Origin of the sequence: Varibaculum prostatecancerukia (assembly GCF_943169825.2) — a bacterium.
GTDB classification, from domain to species: Bacteria; Actinomycetota; Actinomycetes; order Actinomycetales; family Actinomycetaceae; genus Varibaculum; species Varibaculum prostatecancerukia.
In genome coordinates this window covers 2,000,016-2,018,891 of record NZ_OW968402.1, presented here as the reverse complement: position 1 = coordinate 2,018,891, position 18,876 = coordinate 2,000,016, and the positions used below count along the sequence as shown (strand labels likewise).

Here is an 18,876-nt window from a genome sequence, read left to right as displayed (position 1 = left end):
GAGACCAGGTCATCCTTGGTCTGCGAGGTTGCACTGCCAACCCATCCTACAAGGCGGACAAGTCTTCCACCTCTAAATTGAGGGTTAACACTCAAACGGGCATTAACCCGCACTATGTCAGGAAGAAAACCGCAGGTAAAACCGGGAAACAGATTTTTATATGCCTAGAGCCGGCTTCGCGCGCTCCCTCCTGCGCTTTTGCGAAACCGGCTCTAGGTTATCGTTTAGGGGTTATCTTGACACACGTTCCCCTAAAATAGCCGGAGCTACCGGCTCCCTTTATTATACCTAAAAAATGGAAGAAACCTAATCTTACTTATGTGTTGCAGGTAACATTTTGTCACTTACTGCGGTTTTAGCGATATTTTTGGTTACGTTGCTTTAAGAACTCTCAGCCAATGACAGGCTAGAATAGCTTTCGACACTACTTTACTTTTAGGAAGTCGCAATGGAAATCCTTTCTCCTTTTCATTACCTGCCGATCGGTGATTCCTCGGCGGATGTCTCTACGTTGCTTTCGACGCTGGCAAAATATATGGGAAGCTCAGAAGATTTACCGCAGAATCTTCGCAACCCGCGTCTAAGAGGCAAACAGATTCTTTTTCCTTTCCCTAAAGCCAGCGGCTTTCCCAAGGAACTTTTAGAGTATGAAACTCTCCGCCGGGAGGTACCCGAATCCGCCGCTTTAGCACTGCCGGCTCCAGCAGCTGGCGCGGTAATCTGCTACTCGCAACTGACTATCAAAGGTATGGCGGAAGCGGTGAACTCGGCAGTCGGCAGACCGGGACGCTGGATTCTCACCTCTCCAGTCACTGAGATTGATGGCATCATGGTCTTGGCGCGGGCGATTGCGGTCAATATCCCTCCGATAATCGCCGCCAAGACCCAGCCCGCCAGCGCCCTCGAGATAATTCGGGCAATTCAAAGGGCGCAAGATCGCTCCGCAAAAGATGAAGCCCCTATTTATCTGCAGATTTCTAAAGCGCAACTGGCCGAGTTACTGGAGATTACTCCCGCTAAACGCACAGAGCTGGGCGCGGTTTCCAAGCTGATAGTTACCGGCTTGACCAGCCGCGATCACCTGGCGCGTACCGCGCAGCAAGCAGGAATCAATATCGTGCAAGGCTACGGGATTCCCGAATCCTGCGGTCTATGCGTACTGGACGGTAAACCGGTCGCGGGCGTGCATGTGGCCACTATCGGGGATCGGATTTGGCTGTCCGGAATCTGCATGATGACCGGCTATTTGGGAGAGCCGGGAGAAGTAGAGTTTGTTTCTCGAGGGCGTAGGCACTGGTTGCGTACTAAAGACGCCGGTCATATGCGCGGCCCCCGGCTGGTAATTGATGGGCGGTTACGCGATGTGATTTCCACTGCCGGAGTGCGGATTCAGGCCTCCCTGGTAGAGCGAGTTATCCGGGATCTTCCACAAGTAGAACAGGTAGTAGTGGTGGGAGTGCCCGATCCTAAATGGGGATCCCTGGTTACTGCAGTCATCAAACCGGCACCCGATGTTGCCGAGGAGCTGTTGAATCCCCGGCACAATCTGGAGGTCAAAACCGAAGATAAACCACTATTTCCCCAGTTAAAACCAGTGAAAGTTGATCCGGAGCGGGTACGGAAACTCGCCGGGCTGCCTGCGGAAACCGAAGATGAAGGACCCAAGCTAACGCCCTTAGAAGCCGCGATGGCGGCAATGGCCGCAAAGATCAGGGGAGCCAAGGTAGATGTGGTTGCTGCCGCAGAAACCGGGGAACTACCTGCGGGAATCTATGAAGTGGCGCGCGGAACCGCCAGCCCCACCGATGAGGGGGAAATCGTCTTCCCCGCCCCGGATGCCGCGCCGCTGCAGCCGGTTTCTTTACCCGAGGATCTGGACGGGGATTTAGAGCAAATGGAAATTGCGGCAGCTGAACTTCCGGCGGGATTCCAGCGGCCCGATGGGGGAGAGCGCCCGCACAGCGCCACCGTTCCTACTGAAGATGAATCTGAGCCATCGACAGATTTGGCGATGTTGGTGCGTTCCCTGGTAACCGGGCAACTGGATCGGGCACATGCCCCCCGCGCCCTGGTATTGGTAGATAAAATCCCAACTGACCTGCAAGGTAATCTTGATAGAGCAGCCTGTCGAGACTTGGCGGCGCGGCGGGTAGCAGCTGGAGAAGCCTGGGTTCGCTAAGGTAGCGCCAAAAATAGGACTGCCGGCAAAAGTTTGCAAACGAAAAATATAGCAGCCAAGGCGTACATAGAAAGAAAGGGGCTGGTGCTGTAATGGCAACTGGATCGCAGTGGATTGAAGCCGCTCGTCCGAAAACTTTACCCGCCTCCTTGGCGCCGGTGATTATGGGAATCGGAGGGGCGATCGGCCTGGGACAAGCCTCAGCAGGAAAGTCAGCATTGGCGCTGCTAGTAGCCCTATTCCTCCAGGTAGGCGTGAATTTCTCTAACGACTATTCCGACGGGATTCGGGGCACCGACGCTAAAGGAAAGCGGGTAGGCCCCCAGCGCCTGACAGGAGCAGGTTTGGCGGCACCTCGCACGGTGCTAGCGGCGGCGCTTAGCTGCTATGCGCTCGCGGGAATCTGCGGAATCGCCCTTTGTGTTTGGGCAGGTACCTACGCCCTGATTGGTTTAGGGGTGCTGGCAGCCCTGGCGGCCTGGTTCTATACCGGAGGTAAGCACCCCTACGGTTATCTGCCGGGGGTAGCCGAGGTGATGGTGTTTGCCTTTTTCGGCCTATTGGCAGTGCAAGGCACCATTTGGGTACAAGCCCATACGCTGCCTTGGCGCACCTGGGTAGCTGCCAGCGGTATCGGGCTGCTTTCATGTGCGCTGTTGCTGGTTAATAATCTGCGCGATATTCCAGGGGATCGCCAGAGCGGCAAAAATACGCTAGCGGTGAAGTTAGGGGATAAGGGCTCGCGTTACTTGTTTGCCTGCTACCTATATGCGGCCTTAGTGCTGGGGGTGCTTTCCTTTAGTGTTCGTTGGGAAGCATTGGTGTTTGGGCTGGCTATGGCGGTTGGGGTGAGCTTTCCGATGATGAAAGTATTGCAGGGAGCCCGCGGTAAAGACCTGATAAAAACCTTGAAACAGGTGGGGCAAATCACCTTGGGGTATGGTCTCGCCGTCGCCGTACAGTGGGCTTTGCAGGGTTTATAGGCAGGCCAAAAAATCGATAGTTGCTAGGGTAGAAGCATGGCTGCGGTAGTTATTGCCCTCGTACAGATTCTGCTAGCGGTATATGCGCTAGTGGATTGCTTGCGCACGGAAAAATCCGATTTACCCGGACGCCTGCCCCGCGCTTTTTGGCTGTTGATCATTATCATATTGCCGGTATTCGGCCCCCTAGCCTGGATAGTGATTTCCTGGGCGAGTAAAGCCGAAAGCCCCGACGGTCGGGTAGAGATTCCCCGCAACCCCCTAGAGATTTTCCGAGGGAGCGGGGAACGTTCGCAGCCGCAGGAACCAGAGATACCGCAGGCTCCCGACGATAATCCCGATTTCTTGTTTTCTTTAGAGGCAAAGATGCGGCGGGAGCGGATGGCGCGTGAGGCCGAGGAAGAAGCCAGAAAACGAGCGGAAAAGCAGCAGAAAAATGCGGCTAGCGGAGAAGAAACCGCTGGTGAAGACCAGAACAACTCCGCTGAGGACACTGGCGAGGGCGAAACAAATCCGGACGCAAACCCTCCGGAAAAACCTTCCTCTCAGGAATAAAGCGTTCTAGTTGCCGCGGTTTGAATAACCGCTCTGATAAGGCAATTGTCGAGAGGAAACTCCTGGAGTTTCCAGCTAGCTGCCCCCTAGTGCCCTTGATTTAAGGCGGCCGCCGAAGTCCCCGGCACCATATCGGAGGCCTGAGCTAGGAGCGGCGCTGCCGGTTCACAATAATCCAAACTAATCAGGGTATTGCCCAAGAAAGTAAGGGACGTGAGGGAAGCTAGAGCGCATTGCCGCCGGGTAGGAATATGCGCCAGCGGGCGACCTTCCACAAATAACCGGAAAGACCAGATCGGCAGCTGGTGAGAAACCAGCAAAATTTCGCGAATCGGAGAGCCATCAGCGGAGCGTCCCAGGCGGGAAGGATCGGCAATCGGCAGATGTAAAGCCGAACGCACTGCCTCGGTAACCCGACTGGCCTGGACTGCATAAGGCTCACACCAGGAAGGACGGAAAACATTGCGGTAGCGCGGCCAATTGCGCGGGTGTAGCAGAGCCGCCCGGTTACCATTAACCACTTCGCCCTCGAACATATTCATGGACTCTAAAAGACGCTTATCGGTTTGGATGGGTAGCTCGAATAGCTCGGAGGCCGGAGTTGCAGACTCTACCGCGCGCTCCAGGGGAGAAGAAATAATGGCATCTAAGTAGGCGCCTTTTTCCAGGAGGTATTCCGCGCTCATCTGCGCCATTTGCCTGCCGAGGTCGGTTAGGTGATATCCGGGGAGGCGGCCGTATAAAATTCCATCTGGATTATCGACTTCCCCGTGACGCATCAGGTGAATAGTTGTTAGATTCTGCATGGTCTCCACCCTAGCAAACGGTTTTTACTAACCGGTGTGCGAAAACTGCGCCTAGACCACTAGGCTAGAGATGTGAGCGTGAATCCGAAGGTAGCAGCCTTCTTCGATCTTGACGAAACCGTAATTCGGGGAGCCAGCTCCTGGGTGCTCACTCGTGAACTTTTTCGTCACGGATTTTTTGGGATCCGCGATTTATTCTTCGCTGCGCGCCAAGCCTTCCTCTATGTGGTTCTAGGAGAAGATCAAGAGCGCGTGGACCAGGTAAAGAACCGGGCTTTGCAGGTAATGGCGGGGCATTCCCGCCACGAGATTATGGCGATTTCCCAGGAAGTGTGCGATCTCTTAGAGAAGAAACTGTTTCCGCAGGCGCAAGGGTTAATCAAACGACACCTGGCAGCGGGACACGATATTTGGTTGATTTCCGCCGCGCCCTCGGAGCTTCCGCAAATGTTGGCACAGCGCTTGGGAATAACCGGGGGTATTGGCACGGAAATCGCGGTAAAAGATGGGATATACGAGGCGCGTTTAGCTTCGGAACTTATGCACTCCCAGGGCAAACGTGACGCGGTGATAGCGCTGGCTGCCGAGCGCGGCTATGACCTTGCTTCCTGCTTTGCCTATTCGGATTCCGATAACGATATGCCGCTGCTAACCCTGGTGGGTAAACCTTCGGCTATCAATCCGGATATTTGGTTGCGGGTGCGCGCCTTACAGCGAGGATGGCCGGTGATAGATTTTCGGCGTCGCTCTCGAATTAGCAAGACCCTGCAAAAAGCTAAGGCGAGGCGGCGCGGCTTTAACCTGGTTGGATTGGGCAAGCGTTTCTGAGTAACCTGGCAGGTGCCTACTTAGAAGGAGCCATTTTGAGCGAAAAAAATCCGCCGGCAGCCGCGGGGTTAGATAAGCAACCAGAAGAAGTTTCTGGAATGTTTGACCAGGTGGCATCCCGTTACGACCTGACTAATGATGTGATGACTTTCGGACAGCACCGGATTTGGCGGCGCTGTCTGCAGCAAGTGGTAGCTCCCCGTCCCGGGCAAGAGATTCTTGATATTGCCGCGGGTACCGGTACTTCCTCGCTCGGTTTTTACCGCGCCGGAGCCGCGGTTACCTGCTGTGATTTCTCGCCGGGGATGGTTGCGGAGGGGCAAAAGCGTCATAGTGAATTAAACTTCGTGGTCGGTGACGCCCACGATTTGCCCTTCGCCGATCAGTCTTTTGATACTGTTACCTGCTCTTTCGGATTTAGAAATATGCATGATCCCGCAAAGGCACTGCGTGAGTTTGCGCGGGTAACCAAGCCGGGGGGCAAGTTGGCGATTATGGAGTTTTCCACCCCGCCCTCCCCTCTGATTGCCCGGCTCTACCAGCTTTATATGCGTAACGTGTTGCCCACTGCCGGTCGCCTAGTGTCTTCGGATTCGGATGCCTACACCTACCTGTTCGATTCCATTTTGGATTGGCCAGACCAAGAAACTTTGGGTTACCTAATTCAAAAGAATGGCTGGGGCGAGGTTTCCTATCGCAATCTCACCTTGGGAACAGTGGCTATTCACCGTGCCTTTAAAGAGGACGTTTAGGCGTAAAAGACCGCGATAGCTGGTCGCTGCAGCCAGGAGATAGCAGTGCTTTCCTGAAAGCTGCTTAGAATTAAGTAAGAAAACCCTTGCTTAAACGTCAAACGATTAAGATGGACTTAAGTCCCGGGGTATTCGCCTAGCCAGCAGAAACCGCTGTGACTTTAGACAAACAATAAAAGCAAGTTAGCCTGAGACAGGCGCGAGGAGAGTGTCTAAAAATCCTCGTTTTTACTTGCTGCGGCAACGGCTGCGGCAAGAACTGGCAACTAGCAAGGGAGGGGCGTCCAGGCATGGCGGATCAGCTTGCAGACAAGCACTGTCAAGTGCTGGTTGTGGGTGGCGGTCCTGCGGGCGCTGCTACCGCTTATCACCTGGCCAAATCTGGCGTTGACGTCCTCGTACTTGAAAAGGGAACCTTTCCTCGCGACAAAATCTGCGGTGACGGTTTAACTCCCGGAGCGGTAAAAGAAATCTTGGCAATGGGAATCAACCCCTTGGCAGAAGGTTGGCAGCCCAATTACGGGTTGAGCGTAATCGGCGGGGGGCATCGGATCGCTTTGCCGTGGCCGAAAGTCGGCTCCCTGCCCTCCTATGGACTTACCTGTCAGCGCACAAAGCTTGATCAGCGTTTAATCCAGCAGGCTGTGTCGGCCGGTGCCCGCCTGGCGGAAAATACCGTGGTTCAGGACTTGCTCACCGATGATGGCGGTTACGCCCGGGGAGTGAGCGCGATTCAGCGTGACCTAGAAACCCGGCAGAAGCGCGAGCTTAGTTTCCATGCCCAATACGTAGTGGACTGCACCGGAGCTAACGCCCGTTTGGCTTCGCGGCAAGGACGCACTCCTTTAAAAAATCGGCCAATGGCAGTGGCGGCTCGAGCCTATTTTCGTTCCCCCCGCGGTGACGAAACCATGATGGAATCTCACTTGGAACTGTGGGATGGCAAGCCCGGCAAATCAAATCTACTCCCTGGTTACGGCTGGCTGTTCCCGATGGGAGAGGGGATTGTAAACGTGGGGCTAGGATCGGTTTCTTCGGGAGCCCAATCCACCAAGCTGCCCTATAAAGAAATATTCCACCGCTGGGTAGCGAATCTGCCGGCAGAATGGGGATTGTGCGAAGAAAATATGCTTGGCTCCCTGCGCTCTGCCCCCCTACCGATGGCATTTAACCGCAAACCGGCTTACGAAAATGGGCTACTTTTGGTCGGTGACGCCGCCGGAATGGTTTCGCCCTTTAACGGCGAGGGGATTGCCCCGGCAATGTTCGCGGGCAGGCGCGCCGCTGCTGCTTTAGTACAGGCTATGGGGCGCACCTCGCGCGCGCAAGCCGAACTCGCCCTCCGTGAATATCCCCGTGACCTGCAGGATCAGTACGGTGGATACTACAGTCTGGGTCGCGTTTTCGTGCGGTTGATTGAAAACCCCAAGATTATGCACGCCTGCACCAAGTACGGGTTGGACAAACCCGCCTTGATGCGTTTTGTTCATAAAATGCTTTCTGATGGTTATGAACGCCGTAAAGGAGTAGCCTCCGACAGAGTGCTACAAATTCTGACTAAGGTGGTAATACCGTCATGAGGAACATCGGTCAGAAAGAACAACTGAGCCGGAAGAAAACCGGAAACTACAGCAGTTGCTGCGCCAGTGATGGCGGGGCAGACAAGAAGGATGTGGAGGCCAAATGAGTCCATCGGCATCACTGTTAATCATGGGCGCGGTCGCGATTGTGCTGGCCGTAGGCGGTCTGGCGATGTCCGCAGCTCTCAGCCCGGGTCGTAAGAACCGCACCAAGCTGGCTACTTATGAATGTGGGATTGCCCCCAATGTTCACGAGGACGCGCGCGGACGTTTCCCGATTAAGTACTACCTAATCGCGATGACGTTCATCGTTTTCGATGTGGAAATGGTGTTCCTGTATCCGTTTGCGGTTTCGATCGGTCACTTCGGGCAGGTGATGGCTATTCCGGTATTGATCGACATCCTACTGTTCATCGTGTTAGTGCTGGTGCCCTATGTTTATGAGTGGCGCCGCGGCGGACTGGACTATTAAGAGAGAGGTACAGCATGTCTTTTGATAATGAGCTGCCGGCAGGAGTCGCCCTCACCAGCCTAGACAAGTTTATGGGGCTTAACCGTAAAGCTAGTGTCTGGCCGGTGACCATGGGGCTGGCCTGCTGCGCCATCGAGATGATGGCCACCGGCACCCCGCGTTTCGATATTTCCCGCTTCGGGATGGAAGTCTTCCGCGCTTCTCCGCGGCATGCAGACCTGATGATCGTATCCGGGCGGGTTTCCTGGAAGATGGCACCGATTATTCGTAACGCCTACGACTCTATGCCCGATCCCAAGTGGGTTATTTCCATGGGTGCGTGCGCTTCCTCTGGCGGGGTATTCAATAACTATGCGGTGGTGCAAGGCTGCGACCACGTGGTTCCGGTAGATGTATATCTGCCCGGATGTCCCCCGCGGCCAGAAGCCCTAATCCACGCGATTATGGTGTTGTGGGATCAAATCCATTACCGCACCCCCATTACTCAAAAACAGCGGTTAGAGATCGCCCGTAAAGCCGAGAAAGCTGCTTTGGAAGCGACTCCTACCTCCCAGATGAAAGGACTGTTGGCGTGAGCGAAGACGACAAGACGGTAGTCCTCCATTCCGATGTCGAGGACGGGCCAGTAGCAGTAGAGGTAACCGCCCCGCGCGGTTTTACTGCCGGCTCTGATTTCGGTACCCGTCACGGTCTGTTCGGGGTACATGATGATGGTGACACCACCGGCTTTACGGAGATCCAGATTGAGCGGCAGATGCCCGGTGAAAGCCCCCGCCCTTACGGATCCTGGTTTGACGAAGTCGTGGACATCCTGGAAGAACTGATTCAAAACGCCGACCTGGAAGTAGCACAGGTAATCGAGCGGGTAGTGGTTGACAACGATGAGCTAACCATTTTCATTGCCCGTGAGCATCTGCCCCAGGTGGCTCGCTGGCTACGTGATGACCAAGATCTACGCTTTGAGCTTTGCATCGGGGTCAACGGCGTGCACTATCCGCATGATAAAGGTCGCGAGTTACACGCCGTCTATATGCTCTTGTCGGCAACTCACAACCGCCAGCTGCGCCTAGAAGTCACCTGCCCAGAGTCCGATCCTCGGATTCCTTCAATAGTGGCTACCTACCCAGGAAACGACTGGTGGGAGCGGGAAACCTGGGATTTGATGGGCATTATCTTTACCGGTCATCCCGGTCTGACCAGAACTGCTTTACCCGATGACTGGGTAGGGCACCCGCAGCGGAAAGACTATCCGCTGGGCGGTATTCCGGTGCAATTTAAGGGCGCGACAGTCCCGCCCGCCGATTCGCGGAGGTCATACAGCTAAATGAAATACACACCTGACACCGATAGCAGCCCCTTGATCAGGGCTGCCGGCCCCGCCCTCGACAATCTGATTACCGAGGACACCCCGCAATATGATTTGCATGGTGGCGACTGGGAAGAAATGGCTTCCGAAGTCGAAAAGCTGGCGAACGAGCGCATCGTGATGAATATCGGGCCAGTTCACCCCTCCACCCACGGGGTGCTGCGCCTAATCGCCGAACTTGACGGAGAATATGTCCGCGACGTGCGAGTGGGCACCGGATACTTGCATACCGGCATCGAAAAGAACATGGAGTATCGCACCTGGACACAGGGCGTTACCTACTGCACTCGCATGGACTATGTAGCCCCCTTCTTCCAGGAAGTTGCCTATTGCCTGGCAGTAGAAAAAGTCCTGAAGAAAACCGCTGAAATTCCAGAGCGGGCAAACCTGATTCGCATCCTAATGATGGAGCTAAATCGGATAACCTCGCATGTGGTGGCGATTGCCACCGGTGGTAACGAAATGGGCGCCACCACCATGATGACCATCGGGTTTAGAGGGCGCGAAGAAATCCTAAGGGTATTCGAACAAATAACCGGTTTGCGGATGAACCACGCTTACATCCGTCCCGGCGGAGTAGCGCAAGATTTGCCGCCCGGGTGTACCGAATATATTCGGGATCAGTTACCCAAGATTCGCCGCGATATTAACGAGCTGCAAGATCTCACCTTGCAGAACCCGATCTTTAAGGCACGTTTTTGTGACGTGGCTGTTTTGCCTCTATCTGCCCATATGGCGATGTCTATGACCGGTCCGTCAGTTAGAGCCGCAGGATATCCCCTAGATATGCGGAAGATGCAGCCCTACTGCGGCTATGAAAACTTTGATTTCAATGTTCCAGTCACCGATCAATCCGATGCCTACAACCGTACGGTGGTTCGCTTCGATGAGTGCTACGAATCCATGAAGATTATCTACCAGGTACTAGATCGCCTAGATGAAACCGAAGGCGAGCCGGTAATGATCTCTGATCCGCAGATTAAGTGGCCGGCTCAGCTGAGTGTAGGTACCGATGGTCAAGGGAACTCCCCTGAACACATCAAAGAAATCATGGGTGAATCCATGGAATCCCTAATCCAGCACTTCAAGCTGGTAACCGAAGGCTTTAGGGCGCCGGTCGGCCAAGCCACACAACTGGTCGAACACGCCAAAGGCATTATGGGGGTACACGTAGTCTCCGATGGTGGTACTCGCCCCTATCGGGCGCACTTCCGTGACCCCAGCTTCGCTAACCTGCAATCCTTATCCCTACTGGCGCAGGGTGGCACGATCTCAGATCTGATCGTGGCGCTGGCCAGTGTGGATCCCGTCCTGGGAGGTGTTGATCGCTAATGAGTTTTTACGATCCAGAGGTCGAGCAAAAATTCCGTGCAGAAGCAGCGGAAATAATTGCTCGCTACCCCGAGGGGCACGAACGCAGCGCCATGATCCCGCTGCTGCACTTGGTGCAGAGCATAGACGGGTACGTGACTGCTAACGGGATTGGACTAATCGCCGACATTCTTAACTGTCAGCGTGCCGAAGTTAGCGCGGTTGCCACCTTCTACACCCAGTTCAAACGCCACCCCAACGGCGAATATACCGTGGGAGTTTGCACTAACGCCCTGTGTGCCGTCCTCGGTGGAGATACCATCATGGAAACCCTAGAAAAAGAGCTCGAGGTGGGAAATGACGAAACCACCGCTGATGGCAAGATCACTTTAGAGGCGCTGGAATGTAACGCTGGCTGCGACTATGCGCCGGTAGTCATGGTCAACTGGGAGTTCTTCGATAACCAGACTCCCGAATCTGCTGTGCAGTTAGTACGCGATATCAAGGCTGGTAAACCGGTACATCCCACTCGGGGATCTGATGCGGCTCCTACCTTTAAGGAAGCCAGCCGAATTTTGGCCGGATTCCCCAACCCCGAGACTGCCAACCAAGGGGTAGCTGCTGGTCCCGCCAGTTTGTGGGGACTAAAAGTGGCCGAAGAAAAAGGTATGGAAGCCCCTGACCCGCAGCAGTTTGAAAAATCTGAGGCCGCCCAGGCCGATGAAACAGCTTCGGGTGCAGATGCTAATCATGCCGGGAAAGATCCGGTAGGTAAGGAGCACTCCTCTGCTGATCACAAGGAGACAGACAAGTGAGCGAAAACGAGAAGTCTGAGATCCGCCGGGTTCCGCTGACCCCGATTGTCACTAAACAGTATCGGGAACCCGAAAGCTGGACGCTAAAGGCCTACCAGAAAACTGGCGGTTACGCGGGGCTAGAAAAAGCCAAGCAGATGGAAGCAGCGCAGATTCTGGATGCAGTCAAGCAAGCGGGAGTGCGCGGACGCGGCGGTGCCGGTTTCGGTACCGGGCTGAAATGGTCTTTCCTGCCACCCGCTGATGGTGGCCCGCGTTATTTGACCGTTAACTGCGATGAATCCGAGCCGGGTACCTGCAAAGATATCCCGATGATTTTGGCTAATCCCCACGCGGTTATCGAAGGGGTGGCGATCACCTGCTTGGCCATCGGTTGCGATCATGCTTTTATCTATATCCGCGGCGAAGTAGTTCACGCCTACAACCGGCTGTTAGTAGCTATTAAAGAGGCTGAGGACGCCGGGTTGCTGGGCGATCTGAAACTGATTGCCCACGCCGGAGCCGGTGCCTATATCTGCGGTGAAGAAACCGCGCTGCTAGATTCTTTGGAAGGTAAACGGGGCCATCCCCGCCTGAAACCACCTTTCCCGGCGGTCAAGGGGCTCTATGCCCGTCCCACCGTAATCAATAACGCCGAAACCATTGCCCAAGTATCCACGGTGTTCCGCAATTCCGCGGAATGGTATGCCTCGATGGGTAAAGAAAAATCCCTAGGTTACGGGATGTTTAACCTGTCTGGTCACGTTAAACACCCCGGTCTCTATGAAGCACCTTTCGGGATTACCATGAGGGAACTGCTGGAGTATTCCGGTGGGATTCGCGAGGGGCACACCCTGAAGTTCTATACCCCCGGCGGATCCTCAACTCCGCTATTTACCGAAGCTGAACTGGATGTCCCCTTAACTTACGAGGATGTAGCGGCCGCCGGCTCTATGCTGGCCACCCGCGCCCTACAGGTATTCGATGAAACGACCTCCGTAGTGCGGGTGATTAGCCGTTGGATCGACTTCTACCAGCATGAATCTTGCGGTAAATGCACCCCTTGTCGCGAGGGAACCTATTGGATGAAACAGATAATGCACCGCTTAGAGGCCGGTAAAGGTCAAGAGGGCGATGTAGATTTGCTTTGCGATATTGCCGGAAACATCGCCGGACGCAGCTTCTGCGCTCTCGGTGACGCGGCGGCTACCCCGGTGCGCAGCGGAATTGAAAAGTTCCGCGAAGAGTTCGAGGCCGGGTACACCACTCCCTGGTGGGAGGCCTTCCCGCCCGCCGCCTCGGAGGTTTTTAACGAAGGAGGCGCCCTGTGAGTGAGCAAGTCCAAATCAATATTGACGGCCAGGATATCGAGGTTGCCAAGGGTACCCTGTTAATCCGCGCAGCCGAGAAACTGGGGATTCATATTCCCCGATTCTGTGACCATCCGCTGCTAGATCCGGCAGGTGCTTGCCGCCAGTGTCTGGTGGAGGTAGCGATGCCGGGGCGTGACGGCGTAGTTCGTCCTATGCCTAAGCCCCAGCCAGCCTGCACGATGACCGCGATGGCGGGGATGGAAATAAAAACTGCCGCGACTTCCGAGGTAGCGGAAAAAGCCCAACATGGTATTACCGAGTTTTTGCTGATTAACCACCCCTTGGATTGTCCTATCTGCGATAAGGGCGGGGAATGCCCGCTGCAAAATCAAGCCATGAGCCACGGCACCCTCCATACTCGCTTTACTGATGAAAAGCGGTTGTGGCCCAAGCCGGTGGAGCTAACTAGCCAGATTTTGATTGACCGGGAACGCTGCGTGCTTTGTCAGCGTTGTGTGCGTTTTGCCAACCAGGTTGCCGGCGATTCCTTCATCGCCTTGCAGGGACGCGGCGGCGGATCTTCTCCCCGTGACGACCACGATTTCATGGGCGAGAACATCGGTGCTTTTGACCAGGAAATATTGGGAATATCCGATTCTGATGGATCCAAGCCGACTCTTCGCCTCAATCCTGATGCTCCGGCGCTTTCCGATTCCCACGGCAAACCCGCCCCGCTTTCTTCTCCGGCGGCCATAGGCGCCGGTGTAGACGAAAAAGACCAGGCAGGCAGGCTGTTTAGCTCTTACTTCTCGGGCAATATCATTCAGATTTGCCCGGTGGGAGCGCTAACCTCGAAGCGTTACCGTTTCCGGGCGCGCCCCTTCGATTTGGTCTCTACCCGCGGAGTTACCGAACAGGATGCCTCCGGTTCTGCTCTGCGCACCGATATTCGTCGGGGGGTAGTTACCCGGCGGATGGCGCAAAAAGATCTAGAGGTAAATGACGAGTGGATTACCGATAAGGATCGCTTCGGTTACCAGTGGCAGTTCCAACCTTCGCGGATAAAAACTCCGCTAGTGCGCGAGGACGGCAAATTGGTGCCTACCTCCTGGTCGGATGCGTTTGATCGCGCTGCTAAGGGACTGGCGGCCGCCGGGAAAGGCAAAGTAGGCTTCTTGCCTGGTGGCAGGTTAACTTTTGAGGACGCCTACACTTGGTCCAAGTTCGCCCGGGTAGTTTGCGGAAGCAACGATATAGATCAGCGCACTCGCGCAGCCGGGCGCGAAGAAGAAACTTTCCTAGGTGCCTATTTCGCAGGTGCCGGAATGCCGGTAACCTATTCAGACCTTGAAAAAGCTGGTCAAGTCCTTTTGGTGGGCTTTGAGCCCGAGGACGAATGCGGCGCGGTGTTCCTGCGGCTACGCAAAGGGGTACGTTCTGGAAGCGTAAAGGTGGCCACGGTGGCTCCCTTCACTTCCCCCTCCTCCCTCAAGACTGCGGCAACCGTGTTGGCGGCGGCGCCGGGTACCGAACCGGAAGTAGTCGCGAATGTAAAGGCCGATGCCGAAGGGGACTTTGGAGCTGTTTTTGATGGTCTAAAAGGCGAGGGCGCAGTAATCGTAGTCGGCGAACGTGCCGGTACGATACCGGGTCTGCTAAGCGCAGTAAACGATTTGGCTGCTCGCAGCGGAGCTCACCTGGCGTGGATTCCCCGCCGCTCCGGCGAACGCGGGGGAGTAGAAGCCGGTTTATTGCCGGGGCTGCTACCCTTCGGGCGGGACGCACGCGATGCGGAAGCTCGCAGCGATCTTGCAGCCGCTTGGGATGCGAAGCTCCCAGATGCGCCCGGACGCGATACCAGGCAAATATTGGAAGCTGCCTGCTCCGGGGAGCTATCTGCGCTGGTGCTCGGAGGCCTAGACCTGCGTGACCTGGCTGATCAAGACCTAGCAGAAAAAGCCCTAGATGCGGCCTCGTTCGTAATCTCTCTCGAGGTCAACCTGACACCCGCTGCCCAGGCAGCCGATGTGGTATTCCCGGTGGCGCCGGTTTCTGAAAAACCCGGCACCTTTATTAACTGGGAAGGTCGCTTACGTCCCTTTGGGCAGGTCTTGGTTTCTCAAGATATGCCAGATTGGGAAGTGCTAAATAAACTAGCCGAGGTAATGGGCTGCGAACTGGGGATTGATTCTCTAAAGTCGCTGTATGCGGAAGCTAATGAGCTGCTTGATTGGGATGGCAAGCGCCTGGAGTTCGAGCCGGCTACTCCGGCAGAACTGCTAGCTCCCGGAAGTGACCAAGTGGTGCTTAGCTGCCACAAGACCCTGATTGATGAGGGACTCTTGCAGGTGGGCGCCCCCGATATGCAAGCATCCGGGCGTGCCTCTTTCGCCCGCATCAGCCCGGAAACGGCGGAAGAGTTTGGTATCAGTGCCGGTGGCGCTGTAAACCTGAAAACAAACAAGGGAAGCATCCAGCTTCCCGTGGTGCTAACCGATATGCCACAGCGCGTGGTTTGGGTTCCCGAATGTTCAACCCACTCTCATGTGCATGAATCTTTGGGCGTCACCAGTGGCGCCTTAGTCCAGTTGGAGCCCAATGCGGAGGTGCAGCAGTGAATACCGCAATCCTGCTAAGCGCAAATAGTACTGGCGCCGCTGATTTCAGCAATGACACCTGGTGGATAACCCTAATTAAGGCGGTATTCATCGTGGCATGGCTGATTATCAGCGTGATTATGGCCCTATGGGTAGAGCGGCGCGGCCTGGGGCGGATTCAGACCCGACCAGGACCGAACGTCCACGGCCCGCTGGGATTGTTCCAGGCGCTGGCTGACGCCGTGAAACTTCTAACCAAAGAGGATATTTTTAAACGGCACGTAGATAAGGTGCTTTACCTGATGGCACCGATTATCACTGCCGCCTGTGCCTTCTGCATTTACGCGGTGATTCCTTTCGGACCGGATCTGCATATTGGCAGTTTCTCAACCCCCTTGCAGCTGACCGACTCCAATGTGGCGGTGCTCTATATGCTGGCGGTCGCGGGCATGGGCGTTTATGGCATTATCCTCGGGGGCTGGGCATCTAATGGGCATCTGCCGCTTTATGGCGCGACCCGATCCGCCGCCCAAGTGATCAGCTACGAACTGGCGATGGGCATGTCCCTGGTATCCGTGTTCGTAGTATCTGGATCGATGAAAACCTCCGAGATTGTGGCGGCGCAAAGTCCTATGTGGTGGTGCGTCGCCCTCTTCCCGGCTTTCGTAATCTACGTAATCTCGATGATGGGCGAAGTTAACCGTTTGCCCTTCGACCTGCCTGAATGTGAAGGCGAGATCGTGGCCGGTCATATGACCGAGTACTCTTCGATGAAGTTCGCCTGGTTCTACCTGGCGGAATACATCAATATGTTTAACGTATCCGGTATCTGCGTAACCCTGTTCCTGGGAGGCTGGCGCTTCCCGGGTGGCGACGCCATTCTCGGAGGCGCGCTTAACAGTGGGCTGTGGCCGTTCCTTTGGTTCGGCATCAAAGTTTGGGCAGTCATGTGGTTCATGATTTGGGTACGCGGCACCCTGCTGCGTGTCCGCTATGACCAGTTGATGATGCTGGGCTGGAAAGTGTTGTTGCCGGTTTCGATTGCCTGGATGGTGATCGTGGTAGTCATGCGAGTAGTCAGTGTCTACGGCATTGGCTCCATTTCACAAAGAATGATCGCGATTGCAGCAGTGTTTGTGGTCGCCCTGATTATTATCTGGATAACCGGAGGCAAAGCGGATCTGAAGGAAAAAGTCAGGCAGGCCGAAAAAGAAGCTGCCCTCAGCGAGCCCTTTGACGCGTTCAAAGACGGATATCCGGTGCCACCCATGCCGGGACAAGTATTACCTCCCAGTCCGCGCGCGGTAGTGCGGGCGGGTGCCGGGGAAGACCACCTGGTAGCCAAAGAAGGGGAATCAGATGAGTAAACGCAATCCCACCAGGGAAGATATGAGTTTTGAGCCGGATAAAAAAGGACCGGTAGGCGAGTTCTTCGCTCCGGTTGCCGGTTTCGGGGTCACTTTCCGTTCGTTCTTCCGTCCTACGGTTACCGAGCAATACCCCTATGAGGCACCCCATGTGCAGCCGCGTTTCCATGGACGCCACCAGCTCAATCACTATCCGGACGGCCTAGAAAAATGCATCGGATGTGAATTGTGTGCCTGGGCTTGTCCGGCAGACGCCATTTATGTAGAGGCCGCCGCGAATACTCCCGAGGCGCAGTATTCTCCGGGGGAACGCTACGGCCGCGTCTACCAAATCAATTATTTGCGCTGTATTTTCTGCGGATTGTGCATGGAGGCGTGTCCTACTCGCGCGCTGACTATGAGCAACGATTTTGAAATGGCCGACTACCACCGCGAAACCATGATCTACGAAAAAGATCAGATTCTCGCTCCTCTCGAGGACGGGATGCTGGCGGCGCCGCATCCTATGGTGGAGGGAACCGCCGATGTTGACTACTACCGAGGAAAGGTGACCGGGGTGACCCCAGCGCAACGCGATTGGGTCCGCGAACACCGTCCAGATGACCCGACTGTCAGGCAGTCGGAGGTTAAGGAGGTTCAGCAATGATATTGCTAGCCCAAGCCACAGCGGCAGCCACAGATTTTAGTACGGGACAAACCGTATTTTTCTGGGTGGCTGCGGTATGTATGGTGGCGCTGGCGTTGGGCGTACTATTTTGCCGGACCGCAGTTCACTCTGCGGTTTGCATGGTGGGGGTAATGCTCTTCCTAGCAATGATGTACGCCTCGCAAGGAGCCTACTTTATTGGGGTTGTGCAGGTAGTGGTATACACCGGTGCGGTCATGACCCTAATCCTGTTCATCATCATGATGGTGGGGGTCGCCGCCTCCGATAACTACCTACGCACCCGTCGCTTCCTCCGCTGGGGCGCCTTTTGTGCCGGTGGTTTTGGAGCGCTCTTGATTGCGGTGATGCTGGTTAAAGCCTATCTGCCCAAGTTCGGGGAAGTTCCGGATATGCCGACCGCAGCTGCCCAAGGTAGCACCGATTCTAACCCGGTTAAGATCGCGATGAGCCTGTTCACCGAACATATTTACACTATGGAAGTCATCGGCTGCCTGCTGATTATTGCGGTAGTCGCCGGGGTGTCCCTAACTCACGGCGATCGTCTCCACAAGTTGTTTAAGCAGCCGGAAACGGCGCAGGCGCGAATGGAAGACTACGCTAAGCGGGGAATCCATCCTGGTCAGCAGCCAATCGCGGGTGTCTACCAGACTACTAACGCGGCTGATGCCCCCAATATCTCCGGTGAGGATCAGCGGACGATTACCGCTTCGGTTTCCGCTGCTCTACGCGCCCGAAACGCTGATCGTACACTCGGCGAAGTAGCGCCGCACCTGGTAGAGAAGATTCGCGCCGATAAAGGTGGGAACGCATCCCACGGCGTGCACTCAACGGCGGCCTCCCAAGCCGTGGCTAAATCCGGAGCCTGGGGGATGTCCGGCGAGGACGCGCCTAGCGGTTTGCAGACGCCTAAGACTCGGGTAATCACGCCCAAGATCGAGGGAGCGCCACCCAGCGATTCCCCGGTAGCACCCAACTCAGATGCCACAGAAACGGAGGTCAGTGAATAATGTCTTTGACTTCATATCTTGTATTGGCAGCCATTCTCTTCTTCATCGGCGCGGTAATCGTGTTGACCCGGCATTCGGCGGTAATCGCCCTGATGGGGGTAGAGCTGATGCTGAATTCCTGCAACCTAATGCTGGTGACTTTCTCAAATATGCACCAAAACATTGAGGGGCAAGTGATGGCTTTCTTCGTCATGGTGGTAGCCGCCGCAGAAGTGGTGGTAGGCCTAGCGATCATCGTTTCGATATTTAGGACGCGTCGTTCGACCTCGGTCGACGAAGTGCGCCTGATGGGACGCTAG

Annotated in this window: 18 protein-coding genes; 17 read left to right on the top strand and 1 reads right to left on the bottom strand. The window is 55.4% G+C overall.

The genetic code is table 11. The features are described 5' to 3' along the window. Nucleotides 1-448: 448 nt before the first annotated feature. The 3 genes from KO216_RS08680 to KO216_RS08670 all read left to right on the top strand — a co-directional run bounded on the left by KO216_RS08680 (nt 449) and on the right by KO216_RS08670 (nt 3,717). Nucleotides 449-2,179, top strand: a complete 1,731-nt coding sequence (locus tag KO216_RS08680; protein WP_215523808.1) for an AMP-binding enzyme — start codon at nt 449-451, stop codon at nt 2,177-2,179. 92 nt (nt 2,180-2,271) lie between these two features. Further along, nucleotides 2,272-3,162 carry a 1,4-dihydroxy-2-naphthoate polyprenyltransferase gene (locus KO216_RS08675; protein ID WP_215523807.1) on the top strand — a complete coding sequence of 297 codons (891 nt, stop codon included), beginning with the start codon at nt 2,272-2,274 and terminating at the stop codon, nt 3,160-3,162. A 36-nt stretch (nt 3,163-3,198) separates the two neighbouring features. Continuing rightward, nucleotides 3,199-3,717 carry a PLD nuclease N-terminal domain-containing protein gene (locus KO216_RS08670; RefSeq protein WP_215523806.1) on the top strand — a complete coding sequence of 173 codons (519 nt, stop codon included), beginning with the start codon at nt 3,199-3,201 and terminating at the stop codon, nt 3,715-3,717. Between the two features lie 86 nt (nt 3,718-3,803). Here the strand turns inward: KO216_RS08670 and KO216_RS08665 are convergent, their stop codons facing one another. After that, entirely contained in the window at nt 3,804-4,523 is a 720-nt protein-coding gene (locus tag KO216_RS08665) for a histidine phosphatase family protein (RefSeq protein WP_215523805.1), read from the bottom strand. Between the two features lie 72 nt (nt 4,524-4,595). Between KO216_RS08665 and KO216_RS08660 the strand changes: the two genes are divergently transcribed. From KO216_RS08660 to nuoK, 14 genes are all read left to right on the top strand, one after another. After that, nucleotides 4,596-5,351: an HAD family hydrolase gene (locus KO216_RS08660; RefSeq protein ID WP_215523804.1), complete on the top strand. Its 756-nt coding sequence runs from the start codon at nt 4,596-4,598 to the stop codon at nt 5,349-5,351. 35 nt (nt 5,352-5,386) lie between these two features. Beyond that, nucleotides 5,387-6,103 (top strand): class I SAM-dependent methyltransferase, encoded by a 717-nt coding sequence (locus KO216_RS08655; RefSeq protein WP_215523803.1) that lies wholly within the window; start codon nt 5,387-5,389, stop codon nt 6,101-6,103. Nucleotides 6,104-6,393: 290 nt separating this feature from the next. Next, nucleotides 6,394-7,683, top strand: coding sequence for an NAD(P)/FAD-dependent oxidoreductase (locus KO216_RS08650; protein WP_215523802.1), 1,290 nt, complete (start codon nt 6,394-6,396; stop codon nt 7,681-7,683). A 103-nt stretch (nt 7,684-7,786) separates the two neighbouring features. Then, nucleotides 7,787-8,155, top strand: coding sequence for an NADH-quinone oxidoreductase subunit A (ndhC, locus tag KO216_RS08645; RefSeq protein WP_215523801.1), 369 nt, complete (start codon nt 7,787-7,789; stop codon nt 8,153-8,155). Between the two features lie 14 nt (nt 8,156-8,169). Beyond that, a complete protein-coding gene (locus KO216_RS08640) occupies nt 8,170-8,730 on the top strand; it encodes an NADH-quinone oxidoreductase subunit B (protein WP_215523800.1) in 561 nt (186 codons plus the stop codon). Then, nucleotides 8,727-9,479, top strand: coding sequence for an NADH-quinone oxidoreductase subunit C (locus KO216_RS08635; RefSeq protein WP_215523799.1), 753 nt, complete (start codon nt 8,727-8,729; stop codon nt 9,477-9,479). The genes KO216_RS08640 and KO216_RS08635 overlap by 4 nt, the downstream gene beginning before the upstream one ends. After that, a complete protein-coding gene (locus KO216_RS08630) occupies nt 9,480-10,853 on the top strand; it encodes an NADH-quinone oxidoreductase subunit D (protein ID WP_215523798.1) in 1,374 nt (457 codons plus the stop codon). Further along, nucleotides 10,853-11,647: an NADH-quinone oxidoreductase subunit NuoE gene (gene nuoE, locus KO216_RS08625; protein WP_215523797.1), complete on the top strand. Its 795-nt coding sequence runs from the start codon at nt 10,853-10,855 to the stop codon at nt 11,645-11,647. The genes KO216_RS08630 and nuoE overlap by 1 nt, the downstream gene beginning before the upstream one ends. Then, a complete protein-coding gene (nuoF, locus tag KO216_RS08620) occupies nt 11,644-12,957 on the top strand; it encodes an NADH-quinone oxidoreductase subunit NuoF (RefSeq protein ID WP_251452017.1) in 1,314 nt (437 codons plus the stop codon). Before nuoE ends, nuoF begins: the two co-directional genes overlap by 4 nt. Further along, complete coding sequence (locus KO216_RS08615) at nt 12,954-15,557, top strand: NADH-quinone oxidoreductase subunit G (RefSeq protein WP_215523796.1); 2,604 nt, start codon at nt 12,954-12,956, stop codon at nt 15,555-15,557. The genes nuoF and KO216_RS08615 overlap by 4 nt, the downstream gene beginning before the upstream one ends. Then, the gene (gene nuoH, locus KO216_RS08610; protein WP_215523795.1) at nt 15,554-16,903 is read left to right on the top strand and encodes an NADH-quinone oxidoreductase subunit NuoH; all 1,350 of its coding nucleotides are present in this window, start codon (nt 15,554-15,556) and stop codon (nt 16,901-16,903) included. Before KO216_RS08615 ends, nuoH begins: the two co-directional genes overlap by 4 nt. Beyond that, the gene (nuoI, locus tag KO216_RS08605) at nt 16,896-17,549 is read left to right on the top strand and encodes an NADH-quinone oxidoreductase subunit NuoI (protein ID WP_215523794.1); all 654 of its coding nucleotides are present in this window, start codon (nt 16,896-16,898) and stop codon (nt 17,547-17,549) included. Before nuoH ends, nuoI begins: the two co-directional genes overlap by 8 nt. Continuing rightward, nucleotides 17,546-18,577: an NADH-quinone oxidoreductase subunit J gene (locus KO216_RS08600; protein ID WP_215523793.1), complete on the top strand. Its 1,032-nt coding sequence runs from the start codon at nt 17,546-17,548 to the stop codon at nt 18,575-18,577. The genes nuoI and KO216_RS08600 overlap by 4 nt, the downstream gene beginning before the upstream one ends. Beyond that, nucleotides 18,577-18,876 carry an NADH-quinone oxidoreductase subunit NuoK gene (gene nuoK / locus KO216_RS08595; protein WP_071129008.1) on the top strand — a complete coding sequence of 100 codons (300 nt, stop codon included), beginning with the start codon at nt 18,577-18,579 and terminating at the stop codon, nt 18,874-18,876. The genes KO216_RS08600 and nuoK overlap by 1 nt, the downstream gene beginning before the upstream one ends.

Excerpts from the sequence above, each read along its gene's own strand:
- KO216_RS08680 (WP_215523808.1), top strand. The coding sequence starts at position 449 with ATGGAAATCCTTTCTCCTTTTCATTACCTGCCGATCGGTGATTCCTCG.
- KO216_RS08675 (WP_215523807.1), top strand. The coding sequence starts at position 2,272 with ATGGCAACTGGATCGCAGTGGATTGAAGCCGCTCGTCCGAAAACTTTA.
- KO216_RS08670 (WP_215523806.1), top strand. The coding sequence starts at position 3,199 with ATGGCTGCGGTAGTTATTGCCCTCGTACAGATTCTGCTAGCGGTATAT.
- KO216_RS08665 (WP_215523805.1), bottom strand. The coding sequence starts at position 4,523 with ATGCAGAATCTAACAACTATTCACCTGATGCGTCACGGGGAAGTCGAT.
- KO216_RS08650 (WP_215523802.1), top strand. The coding sequence starts at position 6,394 with ATGGCGGATCAGCTTGCAGACAAGCACTGTCAAGTGCTGGTTGTGGGT.
- ndhC (WP_215523801.1), top strand. The coding sequence starts at position 7,787 with ATGAGTCCATCGGCATCACTGTTAATCATGGGCGCGGTCGCGATTGTG.
- KO216_RS08640 (WP_215523800.1), top strand. The coding sequence starts at position 8,170 with ATGTCTTTTGATAATGAGCTGCCGGCAGGAGTCGCCCTCACCAGCCTA.
- KO216_RS08630 (WP_215523798.1), top strand. The coding sequence starts at position 9,480 with ATGAAATACACACCTGACACCGATAGCAGCCCCTTGATCAGGGCTGCC.
- nuoE (WP_215523797.1), top strand. The coding sequence starts at position 10,853 with ATGAGTTTTTACGATCCAGAGGTCGAGCAAAAATTCCGTGCAGAAGCA.
- nuoI (WP_215523794.1), top strand. The coding sequence starts at position 16,896 with ATGAGTAAACGCAATCCCACCAGGGAAGATATGAGTTTTGAGCCGGAT.
- KO216_RS08600 (WP_215523793.1), top strand. The coding sequence starts at position 17,546 with ATGATATTGCTAGCCCAAGCCACAGCGGCAGCCACAGATTTTAGTACG.
- nuoK (WP_071129008.1), top strand. The coding sequence starts at position 18,577 with ATGTCTTTGACTTCATATCTTGTATTGGCAGCCATTCTCTTCTTCATC.